We start from the raw sequence: 26,582 nt of genomic DNA, 5'->3' as shown, positions 1-26,582 counted from the left end.
CCTCATCCGATCGCGCCGGGGCTGCCGGCGTTTTTCACAGGAAATCGCCCTCGTCCGCGGCGAACATCGCGTCGTGCTCTTCGAAGTAGGCGGCGGCCTCACCGAGTTCGCCGAGGTTCCAGACCGGCCCGGGAGAGGGCGGCCGTACCAGCGCGACCCGGCCGCCGTGCACCACGAACACCTGCCCGTTGATGTGCCCGGCCTCGGGGGAGGCGAGGAACGCGACGAACGGTGCGACGTGGTCCACCGACAGCGGGTCGGTCCCCTCGCTCGGCGCGTCACCGAAGACCGGCGCGGTCATCGCGGTGCGCGCCCGGGGACAGATCGCGTTCGCGCGGACGCCGTAGCGGGCACAGCCGCGCGCCGTCGCCACCGTGAGCGCGACGATGCCGGCCTTGGCCGAGGCGTAGTTGGCCTGCCCCGGGGAGCCGAACAGGAACGCCTCCGACGCGGTGTTGATCACTCGGCCGCCGAGCGGCCGACCCTCCGCTTTGGACTGTTCACGCCAGTAGGCGGTGACGTTGCGGGACAACAGGAAGTGCCCGCGCAGGTGCACCCGGATGACGGTGTCCCAGTCCTCGTCGGACATCGAGAACACCATCCGGTCGCGGAGCACACCGGCGTTGTTGACCAGGACGTGCAGGCCGCCGAAGTGCTCCCGCGCCGCCGCGACGAGTGCGTCCGCGGTCGCTCGTTCGGACACGTCCCCGGTGACCAGCAGGGCTTTCCCGCCCGCGGCCTCGATCTCGTCGACGACGGCGGACGCGCTCTGGCCGATGTCGTTGACCACCACCGAAGCCCCGCGGGCGGCCAGCGCGAGCGCCTCCGCCCTGCCCAGGCCGGCTCCGGCGCCGGTGACGATCGCGACCTGACCTTCGGCTTCCATCACGGCCTCGCCGCCCGGAAGACACCCTGAGCCCAGCGCACGCCCTGCCTCCTCGCCGGCCCGGCGGGCCGTCGCGGCCCACCGTCAGAGCCAAAGACTAGAATCTGTTCTCGCATTCGGCAAGCCACCTATTCCGTTATCGAAAGCGCCACTTTCGGACACGCCGCAACGGCTTGGGCAACGCGTCGCTCCTCGCCGGGCGGTACCTCCGACCGCACGTGAAGCTCCCCGTCGTCGTCCACCTCGAACACTTCGGGCGCGAACGACACGCATACCTCGTTGGCCTCGCAGAGCGTCCGGTCCACCTCGACCCGCATCACGACCTCCCATTGGAACTAGAACTTGTTCTACACTAACTCCCGGTCCCGTCCGCCACCAGCGGCCGGACGAGACGCGTTGGAGGTGAGGACATGCGAATCGGCCACACGCCCGAGCGGGAAGGGTTGCGCGAGGAACTGCGCTCCTACTTCGCCCGGCTGATGACCCCCGAGCGCCGCGAGTCACTGGCCGGTGAAGGCGGCGAATACGGCGACGGTGTGGCGTACAAGGAGATCGTGCGCCAGCTCGGCCGGGACGGCTGGCTCGTGCTCGGCTGGCCGGAGGAGTACGGCGGTCAGGCCAGGCCGATGCTGGACCAGCTGGTCTTCACGGACGAAGCGGCCATCGCCGGGGTGCCGGTGCCGTTTCTGACCATCACCACGATCGGTCCGACCATCATGCGGTTCGGCACCGAGGAACAGAAGTCGTTCTATCTGCCCCGCATCGCGGCCGGGCAGCTCCATTTCTCGATCGGCTACTCCGAACCCGAGGCGGGCACGGACCTGGCGTCGCTGCGCACCCGCGCCGTCCGGGACGGCGACGACTACGTGATCAACGGCCAGAAGATGTGGACCAGCCTGATCGAATACGCCGACTACGTGTGGCTGGCCGCCCGGACCGATCCGGACGCGCCCCGGCACAAGGGTCTGAGCATCGTCGTCGTGCCCACGTCGGCGCCCGGATTTTCCTGGACGAAGGTGCACACCGTCGCCGGGCCGGGCACCAGCGCCACCTACTACGAAGACGTGCGGGTGCCGGTGAGCGCCAGGGTCGGCGAGGAAAACGCGGGCTGGCCGCTGATCACCAACCAGCTCAACCACGAGCGGGTCGCGCTCACCTCCTCCGCGCCGGTGGAGTCCGCGCTACGCGAAGTACGGCAGTGGGCGCGGGAAACCAAGCTGCCCGACGGCAGCCGGGTGATCGACGCCGAGTGGGTCCGGCTTCACCTGGCCCGCGTGCACGCCCACGCCGAGTACCTCAAACTGCGGAACTGGCACGTCGCCTGGGCACTGACCGCCGAGAACGGCACGCTGGGCCCCGCCGAGGCGTCGGCGACGAAGGTCTTCGGCACCGAACTGTCGATCGAGGCCTACCGGCTGCTGATGGAGGTCGTCGGCGCGGGCGCCGTCGTCCGCGAGAACTCCCCTGGCGCCGTGTTGCGGGGACGCCTGGAACGCGCCCACCGCTCGGCGTTGATCCTCACCTTCGGCGGCGGCACCAACGAGGTCCAGCGGGACATCGTCGCGGCCACCGCCCTTGGCCTTCCGGTTACCCGTTGACAATCCGACCGAAAGTAGGCGGAGACGGGACGCCACGGAACTGCTTGTAGCGACCTGTTTCCGCCGTGGCTGCCGTCGGATTGGCAACGAACGACACAGTAGGAGCTTTCAAGATGGACTTCACGGAGACCGAGGCGCAGCGTGATCTGGCCGCGCTCACGCGGCGGATCCTGGCCGACAAGGTCACGCCGGAGATGCTGGGCCGGCACGGGACCGGCGGGTTCGACCGCGGGCTGTGGCAGGACCTGGCGAAGGCGGGCATCGTCGACGCCGCGCTGCCCTACCCGCTCGGCGGCGGATTCGGTGTGCTCGAACAGTGTTCCGTGCTCATCGAGATCGGCCGGGCCGTGGCGCCGGTGCCCTACCTGCCGACGGTGACCATGGCGGCGGCCGCGCTGGCCGAGTTCGGGGACGGCGCATTGCTCGAACGCTGGGGCGTGCCGGTGGTACGCGGTGACAAGATCCTCGCCGTCGCGTTGCCGGACGCGGGCGCTCCGTGCGGCTTCACCGCCTCACGCACCTCGGGGGGATGGCGGATCTCCGGCTCCCAGACAGCGGTCGCCTTCGGCGCGTTCGCCGACGGCTTCCTGATCGCCGCCGAAACCCCGGAGGGCAGCGCGGTCTTCGTGCTCGACGCGGACGAAGGCGTGGAAGCGAGGGCGCAGAGCGTGATCGACCACGCCGACGCGGCACTGGTCACCGTCTCGGAAGCGTCCGGCACGCCGTTGGGCGAACCGGGCTCCGGCGTGCCCGAGTGGCTCCGGTTACGCGGCACGGTCGGGCTGTGCGCGCTGCAACTCGGCGTGCTGAACGGCGCCTTGACCGCGACCGCCGAATACACCAAGCTGCGCAAACAGTTCGACCGCGCGATCGCCGCGTTCCAGGCGGTCCGGCAGCGGCTCGCGGACGCCTACATCGACGTCGAAGCCGTCCGCCTGACCCTGTGGCAGGCGGCCTGGCGGCTGGCCGAGGGACTGCCCGCGGCCGAAGAGGTCGCGGTCGCCAAGTACTGGGCCGCGGAGGCAGGGCACCGGGTCGCGCACACCGCGGTGCACCTGCACGGTGGGGTCGGCATCGACGTGGACCATTCGCTGCACCGGTACTTCGCGGCCGCCAAACGGACCGAGTTCGCCCTCGGCGGGGCCACCGCGCAGTTACGTGTACTCGGCGACCTGCTGGCCACGACAGGCTCGGAGCCGTCATGAACGTCCCGACCGTCACCGAGTTGCTGCTGGCCCGTGCCGACGACGACCATCCCGGCCTGAAGTTCGAAGACGAGACCTGGTCGTGGGCCGAGCACGTCCGGCGGTGCGCCGCCTACGCGGCCCTGCTCGCCGAGGAGCTGCCCTCGGGGCGGCCACGGCACGTGGGGATCCTCGCGGACAACACGCCGCGGTTCTCGTTCCTGCTCGGGGCCTGCGCGTTGTCCGGCGCGGTACTGGTCGGACTGAACCCCACCCGGCGCGGGGAGTCGCTGGCGCGTGACGTGCGGATCGCCGACTGCGCGCTGGTGCTCACGGAGCGCCGGTACGCGCACCTGCTGGACGGACTGGACCTCGGTGGTGCCAGAGTGTCCGAATTGGACACTCTGAACCCACCGGACGCGCCGCTGAACCCCCTTCCGGCCGGGCCGGACGACCTGCTCATGCTCATCTTCACCTCGGGCACGAGCGGTGATCCCCGGGCGGTCCGCTGCACCCATGGCAAGATCGCCTTTCCCGGCCGGATGCTCGCGGACCGGTTCGGTCTGTCCACTTCGGACACCGTGTACCTGTCCATGCCGATGTTCCACTCGAACGCGATCATGGCGGGCTGGTCGGTCGGCCTCGCGGCCGGCGCGACGATCGCGCTGCGCCGCCGGTTCTCCGCCTCCGGTTTCCTCCCCGACGTGCGGAAGTTCGGCGCCACCTACGCCAACTACGTCGGCAAGCCCTTGTCCTACGTCGTCGCCACTCCCGCGCACCCCGACGACGCGGACAACCCGCTCCGCATCGTCTACGGCAACGAAGGTGCCGAAGCGGACCTCGCCGCGTTCGGCAAGCGTTTCGCCTGCCAGGTGGTGGATGCCTTCGGCTCGACCGAAGGGGGAATCGGCTTCTCCCGCGGTCCGGGCACCCCGCCCGGTTCGCTCGGCATGCTCGCCGACGGGGTCGCCATCCTGCACCCGGACACCGGAAAACCCTGTCCCCCGGCCGAATTCGATGCCGACGGGCGGATGCTCAACGGCGAGGAGGCGATCGGCGAACTGGTCAACATGACCGGGCCGGGATGGTTCGCGGGGTACTACCGCGACCCGGAAGCCGACGCCACGCGCCTGCGGGACGGCAGGTACCACACCGGCGACCTCGCCTACGCCGACGCCGATGGCTTCTGCTACTTCGCCGGAAGGCTCGGCGACTGGCTGCGCGTCGACGGCGAAAACCTTGGTACCGCGCCGATCGAACGCATCCTGAACCGGCATCCCGACGTGGCCGAGGCCGCCGTCTACGCGGTGCCCGACCCGGCGACCGGAGATCAGGTCATGGCCGCCATCGTCACCCGGGAAGGCACCCTGAACCCCGCGGGTTTCGGCGAGTTCCTGGCCGCGCAGTCCGATCTCGGCCCGAAACAGTGGCCCCGCTACGTGCGGATCGCCGCCGAACTGCCGCGCACCTCGACCTTCAAGGTGCGCAAGCGGGATCTCTCCGCGGAAGGGACGAACTGCGCCGATCCGGTGTGGTCCCGACGCGGCCGGGAAGCCCGCTACGAGGTCCACACCCCCAGCGTCACCGGCTGGACCAGTTAGTCGGAGGGGATCGCGCGGAGCCGTCGGGGGCCGGTGTCCGGGCGCGCCGGCGACGGGCCGATCACGAGCCGGGCGTTGGTCACGAACGCTCCTTCCGGTGACGCCAGCACCGGATCGAGAGCGAGCGAACGGACCTCCGGGTTGTCCTCGGCGAGCGCGTTCACCCGCAGCACCAGATCCTGCAGCGCGGCCAGATCGGCCGGCTGATCACCCCGGTAGCCGGTCAGCAGGGGCGCGCCCTTCGGTTCTCGCACCAGGGTCGCGGCGTCCACGTCGGTCAGCGGCACGGCCCGGTAGGCGCGGTCGCCGAGCAGTGTGCTGATCAGGCCCGAAAGCCCGAACGAGACGAGCGTGCCGAACGAAGGGTCGTCCTGAAGGCCGATGAAACACGAGATTCCCTTGGGCGCCATGCGTTGCACGTAGACCTCGTCGTCGCCCGACACCTCGCGCAGATCCCCGTAACCGCGACGGACCGCGTCCTCGGAGGCGAGATCCAGCCTCACGCCAAGGAGATCGGGCCTGCCGCGCAGCCGTTCGTCGACTGCCTTCACCACGACCGGATACCCCAGCTCCCGCGCCGCCTCGACCGCGTCGTTCTCCGTGGACGCCAGGCGAAACGGCACCAACCCGATGCCGTAACAGTCGAGCAGCCGCACCGCGTCACCGTCGTCGAGCATGACGTTCTTCCCGGTGACGATCTCTCGCACCAGTTGCTGGGCTCGCTCGGTGTGCAGGCCCGCCGGCCGGAGGAGCCGCCCTTGCGGGCGCTGCCGCCAGGCGGCATACCGCACGCTCTTCGCGAGCGCGTTCACCGCCCGTTCGGGGCTGGGATAGGAGGGAATCGACCCGCGCCCCGGCGATCCGTCCGCCGTGGGCACGGCCAGTTCGGCCGGCACCCCCTCGGCGGCGAGGAACGTCGAGACGATGGGCTTGCTCTGGTCGACGTCCCGCACGGCTTCCCGCAGCGCGCGGGCATAGGCGGTGCCGGGAATCGCCAGTGGCGGCACGAAGACCGCGACCAGCGCGTCGGTCTCCGGCGAGGTCAGCGCCTCCCGCACGGCGGCGGCGAACTCGCCAGGCCCCGCCTGGGGGCCGATGTCCACCGGTTCGAACGCGAGCCGAAGCCCCTGCGCCCGCGCGGTGTCCGCGGCGAGGAGCCCGATCGCGCTGGAGTTGCCGACGATGCCGACCCGCGGCCCGGCGGGCAGTGGCTGGTGGGCGAACAGGAGCGCGGTGTCGAACAGTTGCGCCAGGTTCTCCACCCGTACCACCCCGGCCTGCTCGAACAGGGCCTGCACGCTGGACTCGTCGATCTCGGCGGAGGTGGCCGCGAGCTGGGGGCGCACCGCGTGCCGTCCCGACTTGACCGCCACGATCGGTTTCGTGCGCCCGAGCCGCCGCGCGAGCCGCGCGAACTTGCGCGGGTTGCCGAAGGATTCCAGATACAGCAGCACCAGATCGGTGTTCGGATCGGTCTCCCAGTACTGCAGCAGGTCGTTGCCCGAGACGTCGGCCCGGTTCCCGGCCGAGACGAACGTGGACAGTCCGAGCCCGCGAGCCTCCGCGTCAGCCAGAATCGCCGTGCCGAGGGCTCCGGACTGACAGAAGAACCCGACGCGGCCCCGCGCGGGCAACCGGGGCGCGAGGGTGGCGTTGAGCCGCACCGCGGGATCGGTGTTGAGCACGCCCAGCGCGTTCGGCCCGACGACACGCATCCCGTGTGCCCGCGCCTCGCCGACGAGGCGCAGCTCGGCGTGTAAACCGTGAGGCCCTGACTCGGCGAACCCGGAGGTCACGATCAGCAGAGTCTTCACACCCTTGGCCAGCGCGCCGTCGAGCACCGCCTCGACCTGGTCCGCGGGCACCGCGACGACGGCGAGTTCCACCGGATCGGGAATGTCCACAACGGACGGGTACGCGCGCACCCCGTGCACCGACCGGTGTTCGGGGTTGACCGGGTAGACCGGCCCGGCGAAGTCCGCGGACAGCAGGTTCGACAGCACCACGTACCCGACCTTGGTGGGGTCGGTGGACGCGCCGATCACCGCGACCGAGCGAGGATGCAGCAGGTTGTGCACGCTGCGCGCCTCCGCGGCCTGCTCGCGGGCCCGCGCCACCGCGAGGGACTCCTCGGTGGGGTCGATGTCGAACTCGAGGTGCAGCACGCCCTCTTCGATCTCCCGGCTGACCTGGTAGCCGGCATCACGGAAGACCCGCACCATCGCGCCGTTCTCCGCCAGCACCTCGGCCACGAACCGCCGCAGACCGCGTTCGGAAGCCGCCGCCGCCAGATGCTCCAGCAGAATCGAACCGAGCCCGCGGCCCTGGTGCGCGTCGTCGATGACGAACGCGACCTCGGCGGAGGGACTCGAGCCCAGCCGTTCGTACCGCCCGACACCGACGATGTCGTCGCCGAGCAGCGCCACGAAGGCGACCCGGTCGACGTGGTCGACCACCGAGAACCGTTCCAGGTCGCGCGGCGGGATGCGCGGGTACGCGCCGAAGTAGCGCAGATAGCGGGTGCGGTCGGAAAGCTTGCCGTGGAACGCGACGAGGAGGCCGGCGTCGTCGGGCACGATCGGGCGCAGGTGCACGGTCCCGCCGTCGGAGAGCACCACGTCGGCCTCCCAGTGGGGCGGGTAGTCGTACGGGTCGCGCTTTCCGTCGCCTTCCTGGCCGTTCATCGTCCGGTCAGTGCTTGTTGGTGAACGCGCCGGACCTTCGGATGGCGCGTTCGGCCGGTCACTCGCTCACGTACTGTGCCGATCGTTACCAATCCGACCACAGCCACGGCGGGAACGGGTCTATACAGCCAGATTGGCCGCGGTCCGTCTCCGCCTACTTTTGGTCGGATTGGTAACTCGCGATTCGCGGTCATTCTCTCAGTCCCTCGGGTCGTCGGGGTCCAGGCCGTGCGACGGGAAGACCGCGCGGCGCGTGTCGCGGATCGCGATGTCGACCGGGTCGTTGTCGCCGTCGCCCCACGGGCTGAAGGTGGTGTCGGCTCCGTCGGTCATTTCGACCGGGAGTTCGGCGCGCGGGGCGGCCTCGCGGACCTTGTCCACCCATCCGGGCGGCAGCGGTGTCGCGGGCTTGAGATCGCGGTCGAGCACCGTCGCCAGCAGATGGGTCCACGACCGTGGCACCACCCGGATCAGCTGGTATCCGCCGCCGCCCACGGCGAGCCACCGGCCGTCCGCGTGGTCCCCGGCCAACTCCCGCAGCGCGGCGTAGATCCGGCGATGGCCGTCGACCGACAGGGAAAGGTCGGCCAGTGGATCTTCCTCGTGGGAGTCGACCCCGCACTGGGTCACCAGGATCTGCGGACGGAAGCCGGAGAGCAGCGAGGGCACCACCGCGTGGAAGGCCCGCAGCCACCCGGCGTCGCCGGTTCGCGGCGGGAGCGGGATGTTGACCGCGGTCCCCTGCGCGCCCGGCCCACCCGTCTCCCCTGAGTAGCCAGTTCCCGGCCACAGCGTGAAGGGGTGCTGGTGCAGCGAGATCGTCAGCACGCGCGGGTCGTCGTAGAAGGCGGCCTGGACACCGTCACCGTGATGGACATCGGTGTCCACATAGGCGATCCGGTCGAAACCGTGGTCGAGCAGCCACGAGATCGCCACCGCGCAGTCGTTGTAGACACAGAACCCGGCGGCGCGGTCCGGCATCGCGTGATGCAGGCCACCCGCGATGTTCACCGCCCGCCGCGCCCGCCCCGCCGCGATCTCCCGCGCGGCCAGCAGGGTCGAGCCCACCACCAGCGCGGAGGCGTCATGCATGTCGCTGAACACCGGGTTGTCCGTCGTGCCGAGTCCGTGGCCGACGTCCCAGCCCGCCAGCGGCGCCTGCTTCACGGCCTCCAGGTACTCCACGGCATGCACCCGCCCGAGTTCGGTTTCGCTCGCCGGTTCGGGCACGAGCAGCGAGACCCCGTCGAGCACACCGAGTTCGGTGGCCAGGCGGATGGTGAGTTCCAGCCGCACCGGGTTGAAGGGATGATCACCGCCGAGGTCATAGCCAAGCAGTGCGCGGTCCCAGACGACGGCGGGCTCCATGCCGACCGATGGTAGTCGCGACGGCGCACGGCCCGGGGAAACACCGCGCGGGGAGGGCCGCGGGTCCCGCAGGACGCCGTGCGGCGACTCCGCATCGCGGAAGCGGTCACCGGGGGTCATCCCGCGCTCAGCGACTACCATGGATCCCTGCGGACGAAGGGGATATCGTGAACGATCTCATCGACACCACAGAGATGTATTTGAAGACCATCTTCGAGCTCGAAGAGGAAGGTGTCGTACCGCTGCGCGCCCGCATCGCCGAACGGCTCCAGCAAAGCGGGCCGACGGTGAGCCAGACGGTCGCCCGGATGGAGCGCGACGGCCTGGTGCGAGTCGCCGACGACCGCCATCTCCAGCTGACCGACCACGGCCGCGAGCTGGCCACCGCCGTGATGCGCAAACACCGGCTGGCCGAGCGGCTCCTGCTGGACGTGATCGGGCTGGAGTGGGAGCACGTGCACACCGAGGCCTGCCATTGGGAGCACGTGATGAGCGAGGCGGTGGAACGCAAGCTCGTCAAGCTGCTCAACCACCCCACGACCTCGCCCTACGGCAACCCGATTCCCGGCCTGGACAAGCTCGGGGAGGGAGACCTCCCGGCACCGCCGGCCGAGGCCGGGCTGATCCGCCTCGACGAGTTCGCCCGCGCCGGAGGCGGTAACGCCGAGATCCGCCGCATCGCCGAGCACGTCCAGCTGGACGAAAAGCTGATGGTCGACCTCAGGGCGGCCGGCGTGGTGCCCGGAGGCACGGTGAAGATCGGCAGGGCCACCGGCAGCGGCACGGTCGAGGTGGCCGGTGACGGCGCGAGCGTCCAGGTGGCGATGTCGGTGCTGCACGCGGTGCTCGCCCAAGCCAGGTGAGGTCCGGCCCGGACCTGGCGACCGTAGTGGGGGCAGGGCTCCCAGCAGGGATTGGTGACCTTTGACCGAAAAGCAGAGCCCTGCCGGCGGGACGCCCGCCGCGGGTAACGCCGCGGACCGGCCCTTCCGGCCCGCCGTCGCCGCCGGCGAGGCGTTCCGGTCCGTTCACGGCCGCGCGCCTTCCGGAGTGTGGTCGGCCCCGGGCCGCGTGAACCTGATCGGTGAGCACACCGACTACAACGACGGTTTCGTCCTCCCTTTCGCGCTGCCCCACCGCCTCGCCGCGGCGGCATCGCCCCGCGACGACCAGCTCCTGACCGTGGCCACGCTGGGTTCCGACGGCCGTATCCAGGAGTCGGGGCCGATCCGGATCCCGGAGCTGCGTCCCGGCGCGGTCGACGGCTGGGCGGCGTATCCGGCCGGCGTCGCCTGGGTCCTGCGCGACCACGGGATCGGCGGCGGCGCCGACCTGGTCCTGGCCGGTGACGTCCCCACCGGGGCCGGGCTGTCCTCCTCTCACGCGCTCGAGTGCGCGGTCGCTCTGGCGCTGCTCGGTCTGGCCGGTCTCGAACTCGACGACCCGGACGGCCGGACCCCGGACCGCATGCGGATAGCGCGCTGGGTTCAACGTGCCGAGAACGACTTCGTCGGCGCGCCCACCGGACTGCTGGATCAGACGGCCTCCTTGTGCTGTACCGAGTCTCATGTGCTGTTCCTCGATGTCCGCTCCGGTGAGACCGAGCAGGTCACCTTCGACACGGCCGCCCACGGCCTGCGGATCCTCGTCGTCGACACCCGGACCAAGCACTCCCACAGCGAGTCGGGTTACGGCGAGCGCCGCCGGGGCACCGAGCGGGCCGCCGAACTCCTCGGGGTCAAGGCGCTGCGGGACGTCTCCCTCGACGGCCTCACGCCGGCCCTCGAGCGCCTTCCGGGCGAACTGCGGCCACTCGTGAGGCACGTCGTCACCGAGAACCAGCGGGTACTCGACGTCGTCGACCTGCTGCGCGCCGGCCGGATCGCCAACATCGGGCCCCTGCTCGACGGTTCCCACCAGAGCATGCGGGACGACTACCGGATCTCCACTCCGGAACTGGACCTCGCCGTGGAGGTGGCCCGCGACGCCGGTGCGCTCGGCGCCCGGATGACCGGTGGTGGCTTCGGCGGCTCCGCCATCGCCCTGGTGCCCGAGGCCGCCGTCGACACCGTCAGCGAGGCCGTCACCAGCGCCTACGACCGCAAGGGCTGGCGCGCGCCACGGGTCTTCGTCGCCGTGCCGGCGGCGGGCGCGGGGCGCGACCTGTGAGGCGGTGCGCGGCCTGCGGGGCCGTGGTCCACAATGGCGCGCACCCTCTCCTTCCCGAGCGAGAAAGGCCCTCGACGACACCATGACCACCGGCTCCGGTAAGCACCTCAAACTGATCGTCACCGGCGGCGCCGGATACATCGGCAGCGTCTGCACCGCCAGGCTGCTGGAAGCCGGCCACGAAGTCGTCGTGGTGGACGACCTGTCGACCGGGCACGCCGACGCCGTCCCCGAGGGCGCCCGCTTCCTCGAAGGCGACGCGGCGGACGCGACCGCGCAACTGCTGGGCGAGGGCAAGGCCGAGTTCGACGGGGTGCTGCATTTCGCCGCCAAGTCCCTGGTCGGCGAGTCCATGCAGGACCCCGGAAAGTACTGGCGGGGCAATGTGTTCACCGCCATCCGGCTGCTGGACGTGCTTCGCGAACACGGCGTCGGGAGGCTGGTGTTCTCCTCGACCGCGGCCACCTACGGCGAGCCTGAGCAGGCGCTGATCCCGGAGACCGCGCCCACCCGGCCGACCAACACCTACGGTGCCACGAAACTGGCGATCGACCACGCCATCACCAGTTACGCGCAGGCCCACGGACTGGCCGCGGTGAGCCTGCGGTACTTCAACGTCGCGGGTGCCTACGGGTCCTACGGGGAGCGGCACACCACCGAAACCCACCTCATCCCGATCGTGCTGCAGGTGGCCACCGGCGACCGTGCCCGCGTGCAGATCTACGGCGACGACTACCCCACCGACGACGGCACGGCGATCCGGGACTACATCCACGTCACCGACCTCGCCGACGCGCACCTCCTGGCCCTCACCCACGCCAGGCCGGGCGAGCACCGCATCTACAACCTCGGCAACGGCACGGGGTTCTCCGTCCGGCAGGTGATCGAGACCTGCCGTGAGGTCACCGGGCACGCCATCCCGGCCGTGGTGGCGCCGCGCCGCGCCGGGGACCCGGCGATCCTGGTCGCGTCGAGCGAAGCGGCCCGCGAAGAACTCGGCTGGAAGCCGGAAAGCACCGACCTCCACGGCATCGTCGCCGACGCTTGGCGCTTCACACAGGAGCGACAGCAAGGCTGAGCTCCTCGGCGAGCCCGAGCCGGTGAAGCCGGGCGGGCGGCACGGCGCTGTCGAGACAAGCGAGAAGCAGCCTCGCCAGGCGATGTCCGGGCATGGCCGCCACCGCTTTGTCCAGCACCGCGCGCGCGAGCGCACCGTCGCCTCTGACGTAGGCGGAAAACCCCAGCAGGACAGCGGGTTCGGCACGTTCGGGCGCGGGCAGCTTCCGGGTCAGTGCCAGCCAGAGTGCCTCGGCGCGCAGGCTTCGCTCGCTGCCCGGCGGAAGCGCCACGGCCAGGCAGGCATCGCGGACCCGCGGCTGGGACAGCGCGACCGCGAGGCGCAGGACTCGCTCGTCGGGCAGGTCCGGCTCGCCCCGGTCCACCGGACCGAGAGCGGACCGGACCTCTCGGAACGCCTCGGCGACATCGGCCGGCGCGTCATGGGCGCGTGCCCGGAGAAGCCGCTCCCGACGGGCCACCGCCGCGGGATCATCCGCGTCCAGCTGCCGTTCCATTTCCTCGCGGCTGTCGAAGGTCACGAACCCCTTGCTCACCACGGCGGCCGCCACCGGCGTGGCCGAGTCGTCGGGTAGTACACCGGGGCATTCCGGCTCGTCGTAACGTCGCCAGGGTGAGCCCGCACGGATCTCCGGTGTCCAGAGCGTGCTTTCCACCGGCCTGCCCCGGGCTTCGAAGGCCGCGGCAAGCGTCGTGACGAAACGGCGATGCGGCACATCACCGGGATCGGGCGGCGGACCGGGATCCGACCCGACGACGAGAACCGCGACGGCACGGCCGGGCTGCCGGGCGAAGACCGTGGCCAGCATCGCCGCGACGGCGCCTTCATCGCCCGGCGCGGGAAGACCTGTCCGCACGAGCGGATCGACGCGTTTGCCGTTGGCACCGCCGAAACCGATGACGACGACCGAGTCGGCCGGCCGGAAACCGAGCAGATGAGGGACCGCGGCGATCAGGTGTGCCGGGTCGTTGACGCTGATCACGATGCCGCTGTCCGGCGGGACACTGAGGGAAGTCATGTGTCCAGCCTGGCGTCCGGGAAAGGCCAGGGGGAGCCCGAATACGAAGCCTGTGGACAACCCGGGCTTTGTGGACAAACCCCTCTTCCCGATCTTGTTCGGACGTTTTTCGTCGGATGCCGACGCTAGGATGCACAGCTTTTCCACCCCCGGGTTGAGCCGGGAATCCACCCCGGCGCCGAAGCGCGAACCCTCCGCCCCGGCCGAAACTGACCTGGTCAGAGATTTTTCGTGAAGGGGGAACGCGATGTCCGTGACCGAAATCCTGCTCTACCTCGCGATCGCCGCGGTGGTCGTGTGGCGGGTGATCATCCGGCAATGGCGAGGAAGCGCCATCACCGTCCGCGGCCTGGTGCTGATCCCGGGCATCCTTGTCGTCATCGGGGTATCGAACTGCCTCGCCGCGCTCTCCAGGGCTTCGGCGGGCGAAATCGAACTGCTCGTGGCCGACGTCGTGGTGCTGATCGGGCTCGGCGTCGCCCGGGCCGCGAGCACGACGGTGACCACCCGCGGCGGGAACGCCTTCCAGAAGGGCACCGTGCTGACGTTGTTGCTGTGGCTGACGACGATCGTGGTGCGCATCGGCGTGGCGGTCCTGGGCACCCGGCTGGGCGTGGCGGGCCCGCTGACCTCCGCCTCGGTCGTGCTGTCGATGGGGCTGAGCATCGGCGTGCAGAACGCCGTCATCTATCTCCGCGCCCGGTCCCTCGGCCTTCCCGTCGCCGCGGACCGCCGCGGACTCGCCGTGCGACCCTGATCGGCATGACCTTCGAGCAACGGCGGGACTGGGCAGGCTTCGCGCTCAACGCACTGCGCTGGACCTTCGTGTTGCTCCCGCTGGCCGGCACGGTGCCCCTCCTGACGGGGTGGTTCTGGGCCGTGGCGGCAACGGCCTTGATCGCCTCGGTTCCGCTGCTCTGGATTCCGTCACGACCCGCCTGGTTGCTGCCCGCCGGACTGGTCACGCTGGCCGCCACGAGCGCCGCGTTGTGGATCGACCTGCCGAGGACGCTGATGTCCATCGTCGTCTACACGACGGTGTTCTACGGCGCGCGTTTCCTGCCGTTCCGGCAGGCGGCGTCGGTCGTGGTGGTCGCGGTGGCCGCGGTCGCGATCCAGTACCTGCACGCCGGGCATCTGATCGATGCCTTGCTGACCCTCGCCGTGGTCGCGGCGGTGACGCTGCTGGGACTGCTCCGGCGGGACCGCCAGGCCCGCATCGAACAGACCGAACTGGCGCTGGCCAGGGCGCGGACTGCGGCCGAGGAACACGCGGTGGCCGCGGCACTGGCCGAACGCGCGCGTATCGCCAGGGAACTGCACGACGTGCTGGCGCACTCACTCTCCGGGCTGGCGCTGAACCTCCAGGCCGCACGGCTGATGCTGCTGCGGGACGGCGCGAGCGAGGAGACGATCGCGCAGATCGACCGCGCACGACGGCTGGCGAGTGACGGTCTCGCCGAGGCCCGCAAGGCGGTGGTCGCGCTGCGAGAGGATCCGGTGCCGCTCGACCGGGCGATCACCGACCTGCTGGCCGAGTACCGGCTGGACACCCGCGCCGCCGCGGGACTCAGCGTGCGCGGCGAGCCGCGGGAGATCGCCCCGGCGACCGGATCCACCGTGCTCCGCGCGGTTCAGGAAGCGCTCACCAACTCGCGGAAACACGCTCCGGGGGCGGCCGTCGACGTGACGCTCGCCTACGCCCCCTCGCATCTCGAAGTGACGGTGCTCGACCACCAGGACGGACCGGTGTCGGACGCGCCGACGGGCTACGGTTTGCGCGGCATGCGCGAGCGGGCCGAACTGCTCGGCGGGCGGCTTTCGACCGGGCCGGCGGAGGATGGATGGCAGGTACACCTGGTGGTTCCGGCATGAACGACATCGCGCCCGGTGACGCCGGACGCCTGCGAGTGGTGCTCGCCGACGACCAGGCCGTGGTGCGCGAAGGCCTGGTCACGCTCCTCGGCCTGCTTCCGGGCATCGAGGTCACCGCGGCGGCCGCCGACGGCGACGAGGCCATCGCGCTGGTCGCCGAGCATCGGCCCGACGTGCTGCTCGTCGACCTGCGCATGCCCCGCTGCGACGGGGTCGAAGCGACCCGCCGCGTGCGCGCCGAGTACCCGGAAACCGAAGTCGTGGTGCTGACCACCTACGCCGACGACGAGTCGCTGCTGTCCGCGCTCGAAGCGGGCGCACGGGGTTTTCTCACCAAGGACGCCGACGCCGAAGCGGTGGCACGGGCGCTGCGGTCGGCCGCGGTCGGGCTATCCACAGTAGACAGCGCACTACAGGCACGTCTGGTCAGGGCAGCGACCCGATCCCGCGCTCCCGGCCGGGACGCAGAACTCGAGGGACTCACCACCCGTGAGATCGAGGTACTGCGGTTGATCGCCGCCGGGCTGTCCAACAGTGAAATCGCCCGTTCCCTCGTCGTCAGCGAAGCCACCGTCAAGACCCACGTCAACCACCTGTTCGCGAAGGCGGGGCTGCGGGATCGGGCACAGGCCGTCGCCTTCGCCTACCGGACCGGTCTGGTCCAGCACTAGGTTCGCCTTCCGGACGGCTCGGTAAACTGCCGCGCGCCATGCAAAAGCTCCAGCGCCGGGTGACCGCAGCCGCCGAGGCCGCGCTCGCCGAACGGCATTACGTCGCCCCCGTCGAGGTTTTCGTCGCGCTGCGCTGGATCGGGCCTTCCCTGGTGACCGACTGGCGGCGGGGCCTGTTCACCCCGTTGCTCCGGAAAATCCCGGTGGATCCGGCGAAGGTGACCGCCGCTTGCGAGTACCTCGCCGGCTGGGCGAGGGAACGGGGGCTCACCCCGAGCGAAACCGTCTATCTCGCGGGAACGCGCGACCGGCGGCCCCTCGTCTTCGCCGACGAGGACGACGAAGAAGCCGAACGTCGCTTCCGCACACACTGGGTTTCGCCCGAGCTGCCGGACAGTCGGCGGCAACGACTCCAGGAACGGCAGAACAAGGCTCCCGATCTGGCGGTCATCGACCCGCTGAACGAGTGGACGTGCGCCGGCTGCGGAACCGGATCCGGCGGCTTCCTGTTCATGGAGGACGACGAATCCTTGTGCCTGTCCTGCGCGGACTTCGACCATCTGGTGTTCCTGCCTTCGGGCGACGCGGCGCTGTCCCGCCGGGCGAAGAAGGAAAGCACGCTCGCGGTCCTGGTCCTGCGCTTCAACAGGCGCCGCAAACGCTATGAGCGCAAAGGGATTCTGGTCGAGGAAGCCGCGCTGGAACGGGCGGAAGAGCAGTGCCTCGCCGACGAGGACGCGCGGGCACGGCGGCGCGAACGGGACGCGGTGCGTCGCTCGGCGCAGGATGTCGAGTTCCAGGCGGCGTTCACGACCGAGATCCTGCGTCTGTTCCCCGGCTGCCCCACCGAGCGCGCCCAGCGGATCGCCGCGCACGCCGGGCTACGGGGCAGCGGGAGGGTCGGACGCTCAGCGGCGGGCCGGGCCCTCGGCCCTGACGCGGTGCGGCTCGCCGTGGTCGCCTCGATCCGGCACGAGGACACCGGCTACGACTCCCTGCTGATGTCCGGCGTCCCGCGCGCCGAGGCGCGCGAGCGGATCAGCGGGGACATCGACCGGGTGCTCGCGCGGTGGCAGCGGTGAGTCAGCCCCGGGAAATGTAGGCGTGCAGCTGTTCCTGATGGGTCTCCAGTTCCTCCATCCGGGACTTCACCACATCGCCGATGCTGACGATGCCGGCCAGCGTGCCGTCCTGGAGCACCGGAACGTGCCGTACGCGCCGCCGCGTCATCAGCACGCTCAGGTCGTCGACCGAATCGGCCGGGGTACAGGTGGCGACCACCTTGGTCATGATCTCCGAGACCGGCCGGGCGAGCAGGTCCGCGCCCCGCTCGTGCAGCCGCCGCACCACGTCGCGTTCGGACACGATGCCCGCGAGCCCGTCCGGCCCGGTCACGACCATGGCACCGATGTTGTGTTCGGCGAGCCCGGCCAGCAGGTCCGCCACCGTGGTTTCGGGACTGACGGTGACCACGCCGGAACCTTTGGTCCGCAGCACGTCCGCGATCCGCATCGTTGCCTCCCGGGCTAGTGATCCACTTCACACCAGGTTAGGGCCAACGGGCGCGAGACGAAAGCCGCGAACCGGGCTACCGGTGTGTCACAGCACGTCACAGGCAGGCAAAAGCCCTGCTCGAAGCGATTCAGCCGGATCACACCAAAGCGTTGCGGAAAGCGCTTACCCACGAAGCGGCGCCGCGCGTCACACCCCTGCCGTAGCGTCCGGGCATGGACATCCGGGAACTCGACCGCCGCGCTCTCGCCACCATCGACGGCCTCGTCGCCGGGATCCGGGCGGAGGACCTGACCGTCCGGACGCCGTGCGAGGGCTGGAACCTCGGCGACCTCCTGCGGCATCAGGTGGGCGAGAACCACTCCTTCGCCGTCGCTTTCCGTCGGGGCTCCGCCCCGAACTGGGGAGACGGTTCGCTCGGTGAGAACGCCTACGCCGACTATGCCGAGTCGGTCAGGGACTACCTCACCGCGCTCGAGGACGACGGCCTGTTCGGCAGGCAGGTCACCGTCGGCCCCGCCGGCACGTTCCCCGGCAAGGTAGCGGTTGCCATGCACCTGGTCGATTCGGTCGCGTACGGGTGGGACATCGCGAAGGCGCTCGGCCTGTCCTACGACCCGGACCCCGAAGCCGTCGCGGAGGCACTGCGCGTCGCGGAACGGATTCCGGCCGACCCGGCGGCACGGAGCGCGGGCGGTGCCTTCGGTCCCGTGGTGGAGACCGGCGCCACGGCCACCCCGCTCGACCGGTTCCTTGCCCTGCTCGGGCGGTCACCGGACTGGTCCTGAGCTGGCACAATGGCTGCCATGACCGACGACGATCCGTACCTGTGGCTCGAGGATGTGACCGGTGAGACGGCGCTCGACTGGGTTCGCGCGCGCAACGCCGAAACGGTAACCGAGCTGGCCGCTGGGGAGCGCTTCACCGCGCTACGGGACGAGATCCGCGAAGCACTCGACGCCGACGACCGGATTCCCTACATCCGCAGGCGCGGCGAGTACTTCTACAACTTCTGGCAGGACGCGGCGCATCCGCGTGGCCTGTGGCGACGCACCACACTGGACGACTACCGCACCGGCGAGCCCGAGTGGGAAATCCTGCTCGACGTGGACGCGCTCTCCGCGGCCGAGGGGGAGAACTGGGTCTGGGAGGGCGCGACCGTACTGCGGCCCGGCTACGTCCGGGGGCTGGTGGAGCTGTCCCGCGGCGGGGCCGACGCGACGGTGGTCCGCGAGTTCGACCTCGAACGACGTTCCTTCGTGGACGACGGTTTCCGGCTTCCCGAAGCCAAGAGCCGGGTCGGCTGGATCGACGTGGACCGGATCTATGTCGGGACCGACTTCGGTGAAGGGTCGCTCACCAGCTCCGGCTATCCCCGCGTGATCAAGGAATGGCGCCGGGGCACGCCGCTGTCGGAGGCGACGACGGTCTACGAGGGCAAACCTGACGACGTGTCCGTGTTCGGTCACCACGACTCGACCCCGGGCTACGAGCGTGACTTCGTCGGCAGGGCGATCGACTTCTACCGCTCGGAAAAGTTCCTGCGCACACCCGGCCGTCTCGTCCGCATCGACGTGCCCGAGGACGCGCGGACCTCGGTACACCGGGATTGGCTGCTCATCCGCATCCGCTCACCCTGGATCGTGGCCGGCCAGGAATACCGCGCGGGCACTCTCCTCGCCGCGAACTTCGACGCCTATCTCGGCGGCGAGCGCGACCTGACCGTGCTGTTCGAACCGGATCCACGGACATCATTGGAGTCCTACACCTGGACCCGTGACCACCTGCTGCTGACCACGCTTTCCGACGTGCGGACCGAACTGTACGTGCTGACACCGGCCGCGGACGGCTGGCAGCGGGAACCACTCGCGGGGGTGCCGCCGATGAGCACCGCGCAGATCGTGGACACCGACCCGGACAACAGCAACGAGTACCTGCTCGACACCGACGGCTTCACCGAACCCGCCACACTCACCTACGGCCATGTCGGTGGCGAAGTGGAGGCGCTCAAGCAGGCCCCGTCCCGGTTCGACGCCGAGGGCATGACCGTCGACCAGTACTTCGCGGTGTCCAAGGACGGCACGAAGATCCCGTACTTCGTCGTCCGCCCGCGCGACCCGCACGGCCCCACCCTGCTCACCGGCTACGGCGGTTTCGAGATCTCGCGGCTGCCGAACTACAGCGCCGTGACGGGACGAGGCTGGCTCGCCCGCGGTGGCACCTACGTCCTCGCCAACATCCGCGGCGGCGGCGAATACGGCCCGGAGTGGCACACCCAGGCCATCAAGGAAAACCGGCACCTGGTCCACGAAGACTTCGCCGCGGTCGCCACCGACCTCGTCGAGCGGGGAATCACCACACCGGAGAAACTCGGCATCCAGGGCGGCAGCAACGGCGGCCTGCTCACCGGCGTCATGCTCACCCGCTACCCCGAGCTGTTCGGCGCGGTGGTCAGCCAGGTGCCGCTGCTGGACATGCGCCGCTACCACGTCCTGCTGGCGGGCGCGTCCTGGATGGCCGAATACGGCGACCCCGACGATCCGGCGGAATGGGCCTACCTCGGCCGCTACTCGCCGTACCAGAATGTCCACAGTGGACATGAATATCCGCCCGCACTGTTCCTCACCTCGACGCGAGACGACCGGGTGCACCCGGGACACGCGCGCAAGATGGTGGCCAGAATGCTGGAGCAGGGCCACGACGTCCGCTATCACGAGAACATCGAAGGTGGCCACGGAGCGGCCGCCGACAATGAGCAACTGGCCTTCAAATGGGCGCTGATGTTCGAGTTCCTGTGGACCACGCTCACGAATACCGGGACCGGAGGAACTCCTCGAACGTGATCGTGCCGACGGCGTGCTCCGGTGTCAGGTGCGCGCCGTCCCGGTACGCCCGGCCGAGCCCGCCCGGCAGCCTGACCGGCACGACGGGACGGCGGCGCCCCACCGCCCGGAGGTACAGGCGAGCGAACTCGCGCTCCTCACGAACTTCCGGGCCGCCCATGTCGGCCACGCGGCCCGCCGGCTCGTCAACGGCCAGCGTGGCGAGGCGGTCGGCGACCTCCCGCACGTCGATCGGCTGAAACCGGACACGCCGCAACGCGAAGGTCACCGGAAGCCGTCGCTGCACCGCCGAAAACGCGACGATCAGGTCGTGGAACTGCGTCGTGCGCAGGATCGTCCACGGCAGACCGGACTCCTCGATGAGACGTTCGGCCGCGAGCTTGGCCCGGTAGTAGCGGAAAGGTACCCGGTCGATGCCGACGATCGAGATGTACACCAGTCGCGGCGACCCGCTCCGTCGCACGGCGTCGACAAGCCGCCGCGTCGCCGCCTCGTCCCCGCCCCGGCGCATCGTCGTGGCGCAGTGGACGATCGCGTTCACACCGGCCACGGCGGCGTCCACCCCCGCGCCGGTGTGAAGATCGCCGGTGTGCCAACGGTAGGGCGTGCCGGACGGAGCGGACCGGCGACTGAGCACATTTACCCGGTGCCCCCCGGCGAGCAGTCGTTCCGCGACGACACGGCCCAGCGTGCCGGTGGCCCCGGTCACCAGAATGGATTCCGTCATGTCCTCTTGGACGAGCCCGGGGCCAGAAGTGTGACACCGGGTCGCCCGGCCGCGCCACGTTCGCGGGTCGGGTGACCGTCGCGAAGGGATTCAAGACGCGGACGCCGGTCGAAGCGACGTCCGCCGTGTTACGGGTGACCAGAGTCCACCCACGCACCAGCGCCGTGGCGGCGAGTAGCCCGTCGACGACCGGCAGGATTTGCCGCCAGACACCCGCAGAGCCGGGGCGACTACCGTCACCCCGGCTCTGACCAGCTGTTTCAGCTGTCGAAGGCGCTCACTCTCAGCTACAGCCGGACGTGGCGCCGCAGCCCTCGCACGCGTAGCACGAGCCCGCGGGGCGCATCTTCGTTCCGCAGGTCATGCACAGCGGCGCGTCGGCCGCCTTGCCGAGATGCAGGTCCATCAACTCCGCGGTGCTGTGCGCCGCCCGCGGCTTGTCCTCGGCCTGCCTGTCCATGCCCGAATCGACCGTGCTGCGCAGCGCTTCCAGGTCGACGTTCTCCGACGGCGCGCCGTACCCGGCTTCGACCTGAGCGGCGCGCTCGCTCGCGGTGAAGATGCCGAGCTGGGCGCGCTTGTCGTAGGGCAGGTAGTCCAGCGCGAGCCTCCGGAAGAGGTAGTCCAGCACGCTGGTGGCGATCCGGATGTCCGGGTCGTCGGTCATCCCGGCTGGCTCGAACCGCAGGTTGGAGAACTTCGACACGTAGAACTCGAGCGGAATACCGTACTGCAGGCCCACCGAGATCGACATGGAGAAGGCGTCCATCACACCGGCCAGGGTCGAGCCCTGCTTACCCAGCTTGACGAAGATCTCGCCGAGCCCGTCGTCCGGATACGACCCCGCGTGCAGGTAACCTTCCGCGCCGCCGACCGTGAACGACAGAGTCTGGCTCGGGCGCTTCTTCGGCAGCCGCTTGCGGACCGGCCGGTACTCCACGATCTTCTCGGGCTCGGCGGTCTTCTTCGCCGTCGACAACGGCTGTCCGACCTTGCAGTTGTCGCGGTAGATCGCCAGCGCCTTGAGCCCGAGTTTCCAGCCCTGGAAGTAGATCTCCTCGACCTCGCCGACCGTGGCCGACTCCGGCATGTTCACCGTCTTCGAGATCGCCCCGGAGATGAACGGCTGCACCGCGGCCATCATCCGGACATGGCCCATCGGTGCGATGGACCGCTCGCCCACCGCGCAGTCGAAGACCCCGTAGTGCTCCGGCCGGAGTCCCGGCGCGTCGACCACGTGGCCGTGCTGGGCGATGTAGTCGACGATCGCCTCGACCTGCTCGTTGAGGTACCCGAGCGCCGTCAGCGCGCGCGGCACGGTCTGGTTGACGATCTGCATGGACCCGCCGCCGACCAGCTTCTTGAACTTCACCAGCGAGAAGTCCGGTTCGATGCCGGTGGTGTCGCAGTCCATCATGAAGCCGATGGTGCCGGTCGGCGCGAGCACGCTGGCCTGCGCGTTGCGCCAGCCGTTCTTCTCGCCCACCTCGATGCCGCGGCGCCATTCCTTCGTCGCCAGTTCCCGGACCGCGACGTCATTGGCGTGCTGGGTGCGGATCTCGTCGTTGGCCGCGGAGTGCTTGCGCATCACGCGCTGGTGCGCCTCGGCGTTGCGCGCGTAGCCCTCGTAAGCGCCGACGACACCGGCCAGCTCCGCGGAGCGGCGGTAGGACGTGGCCGTCATCAGCGAGGTGATCGCCGCCGCGAGCGCGCGGCCGCCGTCGGAGTCGTAGGCGTGACCGGTCGCCATCAGCAGCGCGCCCAGGTTCGCGTACCCGATGCCGAGCTGGCGGAACTTCCGCGTGGTGTCGGCGATCGCTTCGGTCGGGAAGTCGGCGAAGCAGATCGAGATGTCCATCGCCGTGATGATCAGCTCCACGGCATTGACGAACACCCGCGCGTCGAAGGTGCCGTCGTCGCGGAGGAACTTCAGCAGGTTCAGCGAAGCCAGGTTGCAGCTGGAGTTGTCCAGGTGCATGTACTCCGAGCACGGGTTGGACGCGGTGATCCGGCCCGACTCGGGGCAGGTGTGCCAGTCGTTGATCGTGTCGTCGTACTGCAGGCCGGGGTCGGCGCACTCCCACGCCGCCTGTGCCATGGCGTGGAACAACCGCTTGGCGTCGGTGCGTTCCAGTACCTCTCCGGTCAGCCGCGCGCGCAGCCCGAAGTCCTCGCCCGCCTCGACCGCGCGCATGAACTCGTCGGAGACCCGCACCGAGTTGTTCGCGTTCTGGTACTGCACCGAGCTGATGTCGGCACCGGAGAGATCCATGTCGAAGCCGGCGTCCCGCAGGACCCTGATCTTCTTTTCCTCGCGCGCCTTGGTCTGGATGAACTCCTCGATGTCCGGGTGGTCGACATCGAGCACCACCATCTTCGCCGCGCGCCGGGTCGCGCCACCGGACTTGATCGTGCCGGCCGAAGCGTCGGCCCCGCGCATGAAGGACACCGGGCCCGACGCGGTGCCGCCCGAGGACAGCAGTTCCCTGGACGACCGGATCCTGGACAGGTTCAGCCCGGCACCGGAGCCGCCCTTGAAGATCAGGCCTTCTTCCTTGTACCAGTTGAGGATCGAGTCCATGTTGTCGTCGACGGCCAGGATGAAACACGCCGAAACCTGCTGTTTGGACGCGGTGCCGACGTTGAACCAGACCGGCGAGTTGAAGCTGAACACCTGGTGCAGCAGCATCCAGGTGAGCTCGTGCTCGAAGACCTCGGCGTCGGCCGCCCCGGCGAAGTAGCCGTTGTCGGTGCCCGCCTTGACATAGGTCTTCACGACGCGGTCGATGAGCTGCTTGAGGCTGTGCTCGCGCTGCGGGCTGCCCACCGCTCCGCGGAAGTACTTGCTGGCCACGATGTTCGTCGCGTTGACCGACCAGAAGTCGGGGAACTCGACGCCGCGCTGCTCGAAGTTGACCGAACCGTCGCGCCAGTTGGTCATGACGACATCGCGCTTTTCCCAGTCCACCTCGTCGTAGGGGTGCACCCCCTCGGTGGTGAACACGCGGGATACGGCAAGTCCCCGCTTGCCCTTCCGGGCACCCTTACCGCCTGTCGTCACGGTCTCCGTCATGCTCTCCCTCTCCGCCATGTGGCGAGGTCACTCGCCGCCCGCACTCCTGCCGCCGTCTTGCGGCGCTGCCGATTCCGCCACGGCTTTACGAAGGTCCGCGATCTCCTTCTCGAAGTCCTCGACCGATGAGAACGACCGGTAGACACTGGCGAACCGCAGGTAGGCGACCTCGTCGAGCTCGCGGAGCGGACCGAGGATGGCGAGGCCGACCTCGTGACTCGGGATCTCCGCGACGCCGGTCGAGCGGATCGACTCCTCCACCCGCTGGGCCAGCTGCTGAAGCGCGTCGTCGTCGACCGGTCTGCCCTGGCATGCCCTGCGCACGCCGAGGACCACCTTGTCCCTGCTGAACTGCTCGGTGACCCCGGACCGCTTGACCACGGCCAGGACCATGGTCTCCGAGGTGGTGAACCGGCGCCCGCAGGCCGAACACGACCTCCGGCGGCGGATCGCCTGGCCCTCGTCCACCTCTCGCGAGTCGACGACCCGGGAGTCGGCGTGCCGGCAGAACGGACACCGCATAGCCGAACACCTTCCCTCTCCGCCGGCCTTCTCGCCGACACCTGGCCGCCACGCACCGCCACACAAACGGCACCTGAGGATCGATCTGTGGACACCCGGTGGATGAGCGCCGACTGGCTGTGGATAACTCGCCTTCGAGTCTACTCCCCAACCAGTGGACCAACTACAGCCGTGTAACTACTAGATATAGCGGTGAACCCTAGATCGCCACGCGTCGGCACGCAAGGATCGGGGGGCCGCTGAAGCGGCGTGTCGCGGCCGGAGCGACGAGCGTCACGGCCGTGACGCGGGAGCGCCGGAGGAGACCGGCACGGTCAGTGGCATACCGGGGACGAGCACGTCCCCGTCGAGCCGGTTCAACTGACGGATGCGGGCCACGACCGCCGCCGGGTCGCTGTCCGGAGCGTACTCACGCGCCAGCTCGCCCAGGCTCTGCCCGCGGGCCACGAACACGGTCGCCGTCCGATCCGGGACGGAAGGCGTCATCGCCGCCGAAAAAACACCCAAACCGGTGATTATCAGAGCCATCGTGACCGCCAGAGCCGCCAGCCACGGCCAGCGTGGAGCCACCCGTCGCGGCGCGCAGCCGGGCCTCGGCAGGGGCCGGCGACCCGCCACGAGCCGGGCCCGGCCCGGGGGCCGGCGCGGCTCACCCGCCCGCCTACGGGCCCGTACCGGCATCCTCGCCCGGCTCCCGATCTGGCCCGTGACCTGGTCTTCGTCCACCAGAACCGACATCGCACGACCTCCTCGCGGTCTCGCCGGCGGCCGCGGCCCGGCGGGCGCCAGGTCGAACAGCCGTTCTATCGAACCCCAGAGCGAATGTGTACCACCAGGGTCCGACAAAATCGAGACCCACCCGGCGTGTCGCTCGAACAGTTGTTTGATGTTCTGGCCCCGGTGGACTACTGTGGGTGACCAGTGGAAGACGAGACACACCGGTCCCCGCCACGGAGTGTCCACACAAGACGACCGAGCCAGACAGGAAGCCAGGAGGAACGACCGTGACCGAGACAGAAGAGACCGCCGAGATCCCCCGCCGCCCCGGTGGCAGGTTCGGCGATGTCCACCCGCTTCCCGACCCCGAGGATGTCGAGGAAGGGCTCAGCCCGCGGCAGCAGCAGGTGCTCGAGGTGATCAGGGCCTGGGTGGACCGGTTCGGCTACCCGCCCAGCGTGCGCGAGATCGGCGAGGCGGTGGGGCTGACCTCCACCTCGTCGGTGTCCCATCAGCTCCGCACGTTGCAGCGCAAGGGCTATCTGCGCCGCGACGCGAACCGGCCCCGCGCGGTCGGCGTGCTCACCGCGGCCGCGGAGAAGGCGGCCCGCATCGGCCGCACGGAGGCCGACATGCCCCAGCCGGCCTACGTGCCGGTGGTCGGGCGGATCGCCGCGGGCGGCCCGGTGCTCGCGGAGCAGTCCGTCGAGGACGTGTTCCCCCTGCCGAAGGACATCGTCGGCGAAGGGGACGTGTTCATGCTCAAGGTGACCGGCGACTCGATGGTCGAAGCGGCGATCACCGACGGCGACTGGGTGGTCGTGCGGCAGCAGCCCACCGCCAACAACGGCGAGATCGTGGCGGCGATGATCGAGGGCGAAGCGACGGTCAAGACGTTCAAGCGCAAGAGCGGGCACGTCTGGCTGCTTCCCCACAACCAGGCCTACGAGCCCATCCCCGGTGACGACGCGACGATCCTCGGGAAGGTGGTCGCCGTGCTGCGGAGGCTGTGACGGCGTGGGTCGTGAGTGGAGCGGGCCGGCCGCGCCATGGCGT

Annotated in this window: 23 protein-coding genes; 13 read left to right on the top strand and 10 right to left on the bottom strand. The window is 69.9% G+C overall.

Going from position 1 to position 26,582, the window contains the following annotated elements:
- Positions 1-34 precede the first annotated feature (34 nt).
- Together ACFSXZ_RS20875 and ACFSXZ_RS20870 are read right to left on the bottom strand one after the other, a co-directional pair.
- Positions 35-886, bottom strand: a complete 852-nt coding sequence (locus ACFSXZ_RS20875; protein WP_378266789.1) for an SDR family NAD(P)-dependent oxidoreductase — start codon at positions 884-886, stop codon at positions 35-37.
- Positions 887-1,014: 128 nt separating this feature from the next.
- Positions 1,015-1,203 (bottom strand): ferredoxin, encoded by a 189-nt coding sequence (locus ACFSXZ_RS20870; protein ID WP_378266788.1) that lies wholly within the window; start codon positions 1,201-1,203, stop codon positions 1,015-1,017.
- A 93-nt stretch (positions 1,204-1,296) separates the two neighbouring features.
- Here ACFSXZ_RS20870 and ACFSXZ_RS20865 point away from each other — a divergent pair, with 93 nt between their 5' ends.
- The 3 genes from ACFSXZ_RS20865 (at position 1,297) to ACFSXZ_RS20855 (ending at position 5,269) form a co-directional block, all read left to right on the top strand.
- Positions 1,297-2,484 (top strand): acyl-CoA dehydrogenase family protein, encoded by a 1,188-nt coding sequence (locus tag ACFSXZ_RS20865; protein WP_378266787.1) that lies wholly within the window; start codon positions 1,297-1,299, stop codon positions 2,482-2,484.
- Between the two features lie 113 nt (positions 2,485-2,597).
- Positions 2,598-3,689 carry an acyl-CoA dehydrogenase family protein gene (locus tag ACFSXZ_RS20860; protein WP_378266786.1) on the top strand — a complete coding sequence of 364 codons (1,092 nt, stop codon included), beginning with the start codon at positions 2,598-2,600 and terminating at the stop codon, positions 3,687-3,689.
- Entirely contained in the window at positions 3,686-5,269 is a 1,584-nt protein-coding gene (locus ACFSXZ_RS20855) for a long-chain-fatty-acid--CoA ligase (RefSeq protein WP_378266785.1), read from the top strand. The genes ACFSXZ_RS20860 and ACFSXZ_RS20855 overlap by 4 nt, the downstream gene beginning before the upstream one ends.
- Here ACFSXZ_RS20855 and ACFSXZ_RS20850 read toward each other — a convergent pair.
- Both ACFSXZ_RS20850 and ACFSXZ_RS20845 read right to left on the bottom strand, forming a co-directional pair.
- A complete protein-coding gene (locus tag ACFSXZ_RS20850; protein ID WP_378266784.1) occupies positions 5,266-7,953 on the bottom strand; it encodes a bifunctional acetate--CoA ligase family protein/GNAT family N-acetyltransferase in 2,688 nt (895 codons plus the stop codon). The two genes, ACFSXZ_RS20855 and ACFSXZ_RS20850, sit on opposite strands and share 4 nt — an antisense overlap.
- A gap of 198 nt (positions 7,954-8,151) precedes the next feature.
- Positions 8,152-9,321 (bottom strand): acetoin utilization protein AcuC, encoded by a 1,170-nt coding sequence (locus ACFSXZ_RS20845; RefSeq protein WP_378266783.1) that lies wholly within the window; start codon positions 9,319-9,321, stop codon positions 8,152-8,154.
- Positions 9,322-9,488: 167 nt separating this feature from the next.
- On the opposite strand from ACFSXZ_RS20845, the gene ACFSXZ_RS20840 reads away from it, so the two are divergent.
- The 3 genes from ACFSXZ_RS20840 to galE all read left to right on the top strand — a co-directional run bounded on the left by ACFSXZ_RS20840 (position 9,489) and on the right by galE (position 12,568).
- Positions 9,489-10,184 carry a metal-dependent transcriptional regulator gene (locus ACFSXZ_RS20840; RefSeq protein WP_378266782.1) on the top strand — a complete coding sequence of 232 codons (696 nt, stop codon included), beginning with the start codon at positions 9,489-9,491 and terminating at the stop codon, positions 10,182-10,184.
- 61 nt (positions 10,185-10,245) lie between these two features.
- Positions 10,246-11,490, top strand: a complete 1,245-nt coding sequence (galK, locus tag ACFSXZ_RS20835) for a galactokinase (protein ID WP_378266781.1) — start codon at positions 10,246-10,248, stop codon at positions 11,488-11,490.
- 82 nt (positions 11,491-11,572) lie between these two features.
- Complete coding sequence (gene galE, locus ACFSXZ_RS20830) at positions 11,573-12,568, top strand: UDP-glucose 4-epimerase GalE (protein ID WP_378266780.1); 996 nt, start codon at positions 11,573-11,575, stop codon at positions 12,566-12,568.
- On the opposite strand, the gene ACFSXZ_RS20825 is transcribed toward galE, so the two are convergent.
- Positions 12,543-13,586 (bottom strand): DUF4192 domain-containing protein, encoded by a 1,044-nt coding sequence (locus ACFSXZ_RS20825; RefSeq protein WP_378266779.1) that lies wholly within the window; start codon positions 13,584-13,586, stop codon positions 12,543-12,545. The two genes, galE and ACFSXZ_RS20825, sit on opposite strands and share 26 nt — an antisense overlap.
- A gap of 247 nt (positions 13,587-13,833) precedes the next feature.
- Between ACFSXZ_RS20825 and ACFSXZ_RS20820 the strand changes: the two genes are divergently transcribed.
- The 4 genes from ACFSXZ_RS20820 to ACFSXZ_RS20805 are packed head-to-tail and all read left to right on the top strand — an operon-like array spanning position 13,834 to position 17,214.
- On the top strand, positions 13,834-14,343 hold the full coding sequence (locus ACFSXZ_RS20820) for a hypothetical protein (protein ID WP_378266778.1): 510 nt from the start codon (positions 13,834-13,836) through the stop codon (positions 14,341-14,343).
- 5 nt (positions 14,344-14,348) lie between these two features.
- Entirely contained in the window at positions 14,349-15,461 is a 1,113-nt protein-coding gene (locus tag ACFSXZ_RS20815) for a sensor histidine kinase (RefSeq protein ID WP_378266777.1), read from the top strand.
- Positions 15,431-16,132 carry a response regulator gene (locus tag ACFSXZ_RS20810; protein ID WP_378266776.1) on the top strand — a complete coding sequence of 234 codons (702 nt, stop codon included), beginning with the start codon at positions 15,431-15,433 and terminating at the stop codon, positions 16,130-16,132. The genes ACFSXZ_RS20815 and ACFSXZ_RS20810 overlap by 31 nt, the downstream gene beginning before the upstream one ends.
- A 38-nt stretch (positions 16,133-16,170) precedes the next feature.
- Positions 16,171-17,214 (top strand): DUF2293 domain-containing protein, encoded by a 1,044-nt coding sequence (locus tag ACFSXZ_RS20805; RefSeq protein ID WP_378266775.1) that lies wholly within the window; start codon positions 16,171-16,173, stop codon positions 17,212-17,214.
- Between the two features lies 1 nt (position 17,215).
- Here ACFSXZ_RS20805 and ACFSXZ_RS20800 read toward each other — a convergent pair whose 3' ends face one another.
- Positions 17,216-17,644, bottom strand: a complete 429-nt coding sequence (locus ACFSXZ_RS20800; protein ID WP_378266774.1) for a CBS domain-containing protein — start codon at positions 17,642-17,644, stop codon at positions 17,216-17,218.
- Between the two features lie 215 nt (positions 17,645-17,859).
- Between ACFSXZ_RS20800 and ACFSXZ_RS20795 the strand changes: the two genes are divergently transcribed.
- Both ACFSXZ_RS20795 and ACFSXZ_RS20790 read left to right on the top strand, forming a co-directional pair.
- A complete protein-coding gene (locus ACFSXZ_RS20795; RefSeq protein WP_378266773.1) occupies positions 17,860-18,432 on the top strand; it encodes a TIGR03086 family metal-binding protein in 573 nt (190 codons plus the stop codon).
- Positions 18,433-18,450: 18 nt separating this feature from the next.
- Positions 18,451-20,487, top strand: coding sequence for a prolyl oligopeptidase family serine peptidase (locus tag ACFSXZ_RS20790; protein ID WP_378266772.1), 2,037 nt, complete (start codon positions 18,451-18,453; stop codon positions 20,485-20,487).
- Here ACFSXZ_RS20790 and ACFSXZ_RS20785 read toward each other — a convergent pair.
- The 4 genes from ACFSXZ_RS20785 to ACFSXZ_RS20770 all read right to left on the bottom strand — a co-directional run bounded on the left by ACFSXZ_RS20785 (position 20,450) and on the right by ACFSXZ_RS20770 (position 25,547).
- A complete protein-coding gene (locus ACFSXZ_RS20785) occupies positions 20,450-21,214 on the bottom strand; it encodes an SDR family oxidoreductase (RefSeq protein ID WP_378266771.1) in 765 nt (254 codons plus the stop codon). The two genes, ACFSXZ_RS20790 and ACFSXZ_RS20785, sit on opposite strands and share 38 nt — an antisense overlap.
- A 283-nt stretch (positions 21,215-21,497) precedes the next feature.
- The gene (locus ACFSXZ_RS20780; protein ID WP_378266770.1) at positions 21,498-24,287 is read right to left on the bottom strand and encodes a vitamin B12-dependent ribonucleotide reductase; all 2,790 of its coding nucleotides are present in this window, start codon (positions 24,285-24,287) and stop codon (positions 21,498-21,500) included.
- A 27-nt stretch (positions 24,288-24,314) separates the two neighbouring features.
- Positions 24,315-24,809 carry a transcriptional regulator NrdR gene (gene nrdR / locus ACFSXZ_RS20775; protein WP_378266769.1) on the bottom strand — a complete coding sequence of 165 codons (495 nt, stop codon included), beginning with the start codon at positions 24,807-24,809 and terminating at the stop codon, positions 24,315-24,317.
- 273 nt (positions 24,810-25,082) lie between these two features.
- The gene (locus ACFSXZ_RS20770) at positions 25,083-25,547 is read right to left on the bottom strand and encodes a LysM peptidoglycan-binding domain-containing protein (RefSeq protein WP_378266768.1); all 465 of its coding nucleotides are present in this window, start codon (positions 25,545-25,547) and stop codon (positions 25,083-25,085) included.
- Positions 25,548-25,813: 266 nt separating this feature from the next.
- Between ACFSXZ_RS20770 and lexA the strand changes: the two genes are divergently transcribed.
- Positions 25,814-26,539, top strand: a complete 726-nt coding sequence (gene lexA / locus ACFSXZ_RS20765; RefSeq protein ID WP_378266767.1) for a transcriptional repressor LexA — start codon at positions 25,814-25,816, stop codon at positions 26,537-26,539.
- The last annotated feature ends 43 nt before the right edge of the window (positions 26,540-26,582 follow it).

This window comes from Amycolatopsis pigmentata (assembly GCF_042684065.1).
GTDB classification, from domain to species: Bacteria; Actinomycetota; Actinomycetes; order Mycobacteriales; family Pseudonocardiaceae; genus Amycolatopsis_E; species Amycolatopsis_E pigmentata.
This window is presented reverse-complemented; position numbering and strand designations above follow the sequence as displayed.

Excerpts from the sequence above, each read along its gene's own strand:
- ACFSXZ_RS20860 (WP_378266786.1), top strand. The coding sequence starts at position 2,598 with ATGGACTTCACGGAGACCGAGGCGCAGCGTGATCTGGCCGCGCTCACG.
- ACFSXZ_RS20790 (WP_378266772.1), top strand. The coding sequence starts at position 18,451 with ATGACCGACGACGATCCGTACCTGTGGCTCGAGGATGTGACCGGTGAG.
- nrdR (WP_378266769.1), bottom strand. The coding sequence starts at position 24,809 with ATGCGGTGTCCGTTCTGCCGGCACGCCGACTCCCGGGTCGTCGACTCG.
- ACFSXZ_RS20825 (WP_378266779.1), bottom strand. The coding sequence starts at position 13,586 with ATGACTTCCCTCAGTGTCCCGCCGGACAGCGGCATCGTGATCAGCGTC.
- ACFSXZ_RS20795 (WP_378266773.1), top strand. The coding sequence starts at position 17,860 with ATGGACATCCGGGAACTCGACCGCCGCGCTCTCGCCACCATCGACGGC.
- ACFSXZ_RS20780 (WP_378266770.1), bottom strand. The coding sequence starts at position 24,287 with ATGACGGAGACCGTGACGACAGGCGGTAAGGGTGCCCGGAAGGGCAAG.
- ACFSXZ_RS20850 (WP_378266784.1), bottom strand. The coding sequence starts at position 7,953 with ATGAACGGCCAGGAAGGCGACGGAAAGCGCGACCCGTACGACTACCCG.
- ACFSXZ_RS20770 (WP_378266768.1), bottom strand. The coding sequence starts at position 25,547 with ATGTCGGTTCTGGTGGACGAAGACCAGGTCACGGGCCAGATCGGGAGC.
- galE (WP_378266780.1), top strand. The coding sequence starts at position 11,573 with ATGACCACCGGCTCCGGTAAGCACCTCAAACTGATCGTCACCGGCGGC.
- ACFSXZ_RS20870 (WP_378266788.1), bottom strand. The coding sequence starts at position 1,203 with ATGCGGGTCGAGGTGGACCGGACGCTCTGCGAGGCCAACGAGGTATGC.
- ACFSXZ_RS20865 (WP_378266787.1), top strand. The coding sequence starts at position 1,297 with ATGCGAATCGGCCACACGCCCGAGCGGGAAGGGTTGCGCGAGGAACTG.
- ACFSXZ_RS20875 (WP_378266789.1), bottom strand. The coding sequence starts at position 886 with ATGGAAGCCGAAGGTCAGGTCGCGATCGTCACCGGCGCCGGAGCCGGC.
- ACFSXZ_RS20785 (WP_378266771.1), bottom strand. The coding sequence starts at position 21,214 with ATGACGGAATCCATTCTGGTGACCGGGGCCACCGGCACGCTGGGCCGT.
- ACFSXZ_RS20805 (WP_378266775.1), top strand. The coding sequence starts at position 16,171 with ATGCAAAAGCTCCAGCGCCGGGTGACCGCAGCCGCCGAGGCCGCGCTC.
- ACFSXZ_RS20845 (WP_378266783.1), bottom strand. The coding sequence starts at position 9,321 with ATGGAGCCCGCCGTCGTCTGGGACCGCGCACTGCTTGGCTATGACCTC.
- ACFSXZ_RS20855 (WP_378266785.1), top strand. The coding sequence starts at position 3,686 with ATGAACGTCCCGACCGTCACCGAGTTGCTGCTGGCCCGTGCCGACGAC.
- ACFSXZ_RS20810 (WP_378266776.1), top strand. The coding sequence starts at position 15,431 with ATGGCAGGTACACCTGGTGGTTCCGGCATGAACGACATCGCGCCCGGT.
- ACFSXZ_RS20820 (WP_378266778.1), top strand. The coding sequence starts at position 13,834 with ATGTCCGTGACCGAAATCCTGCTCTACCTCGCGATCGCCGCGGTGGTC.
- ACFSXZ_RS20800 (WP_378266774.1), bottom strand. The coding sequence starts at position 17,644 with ATGCGGATCGCGGACGTGCTGCGGACCAAAGGTTCCGGCGTGGTCACC.
- ACFSXZ_RS20815 (WP_378266777.1), top strand. The coding sequence starts at position 14,349 with ATGACCTTCGAGCAACGGCGGGACTGGGCAGGCTTCGCGCTCAACGCA.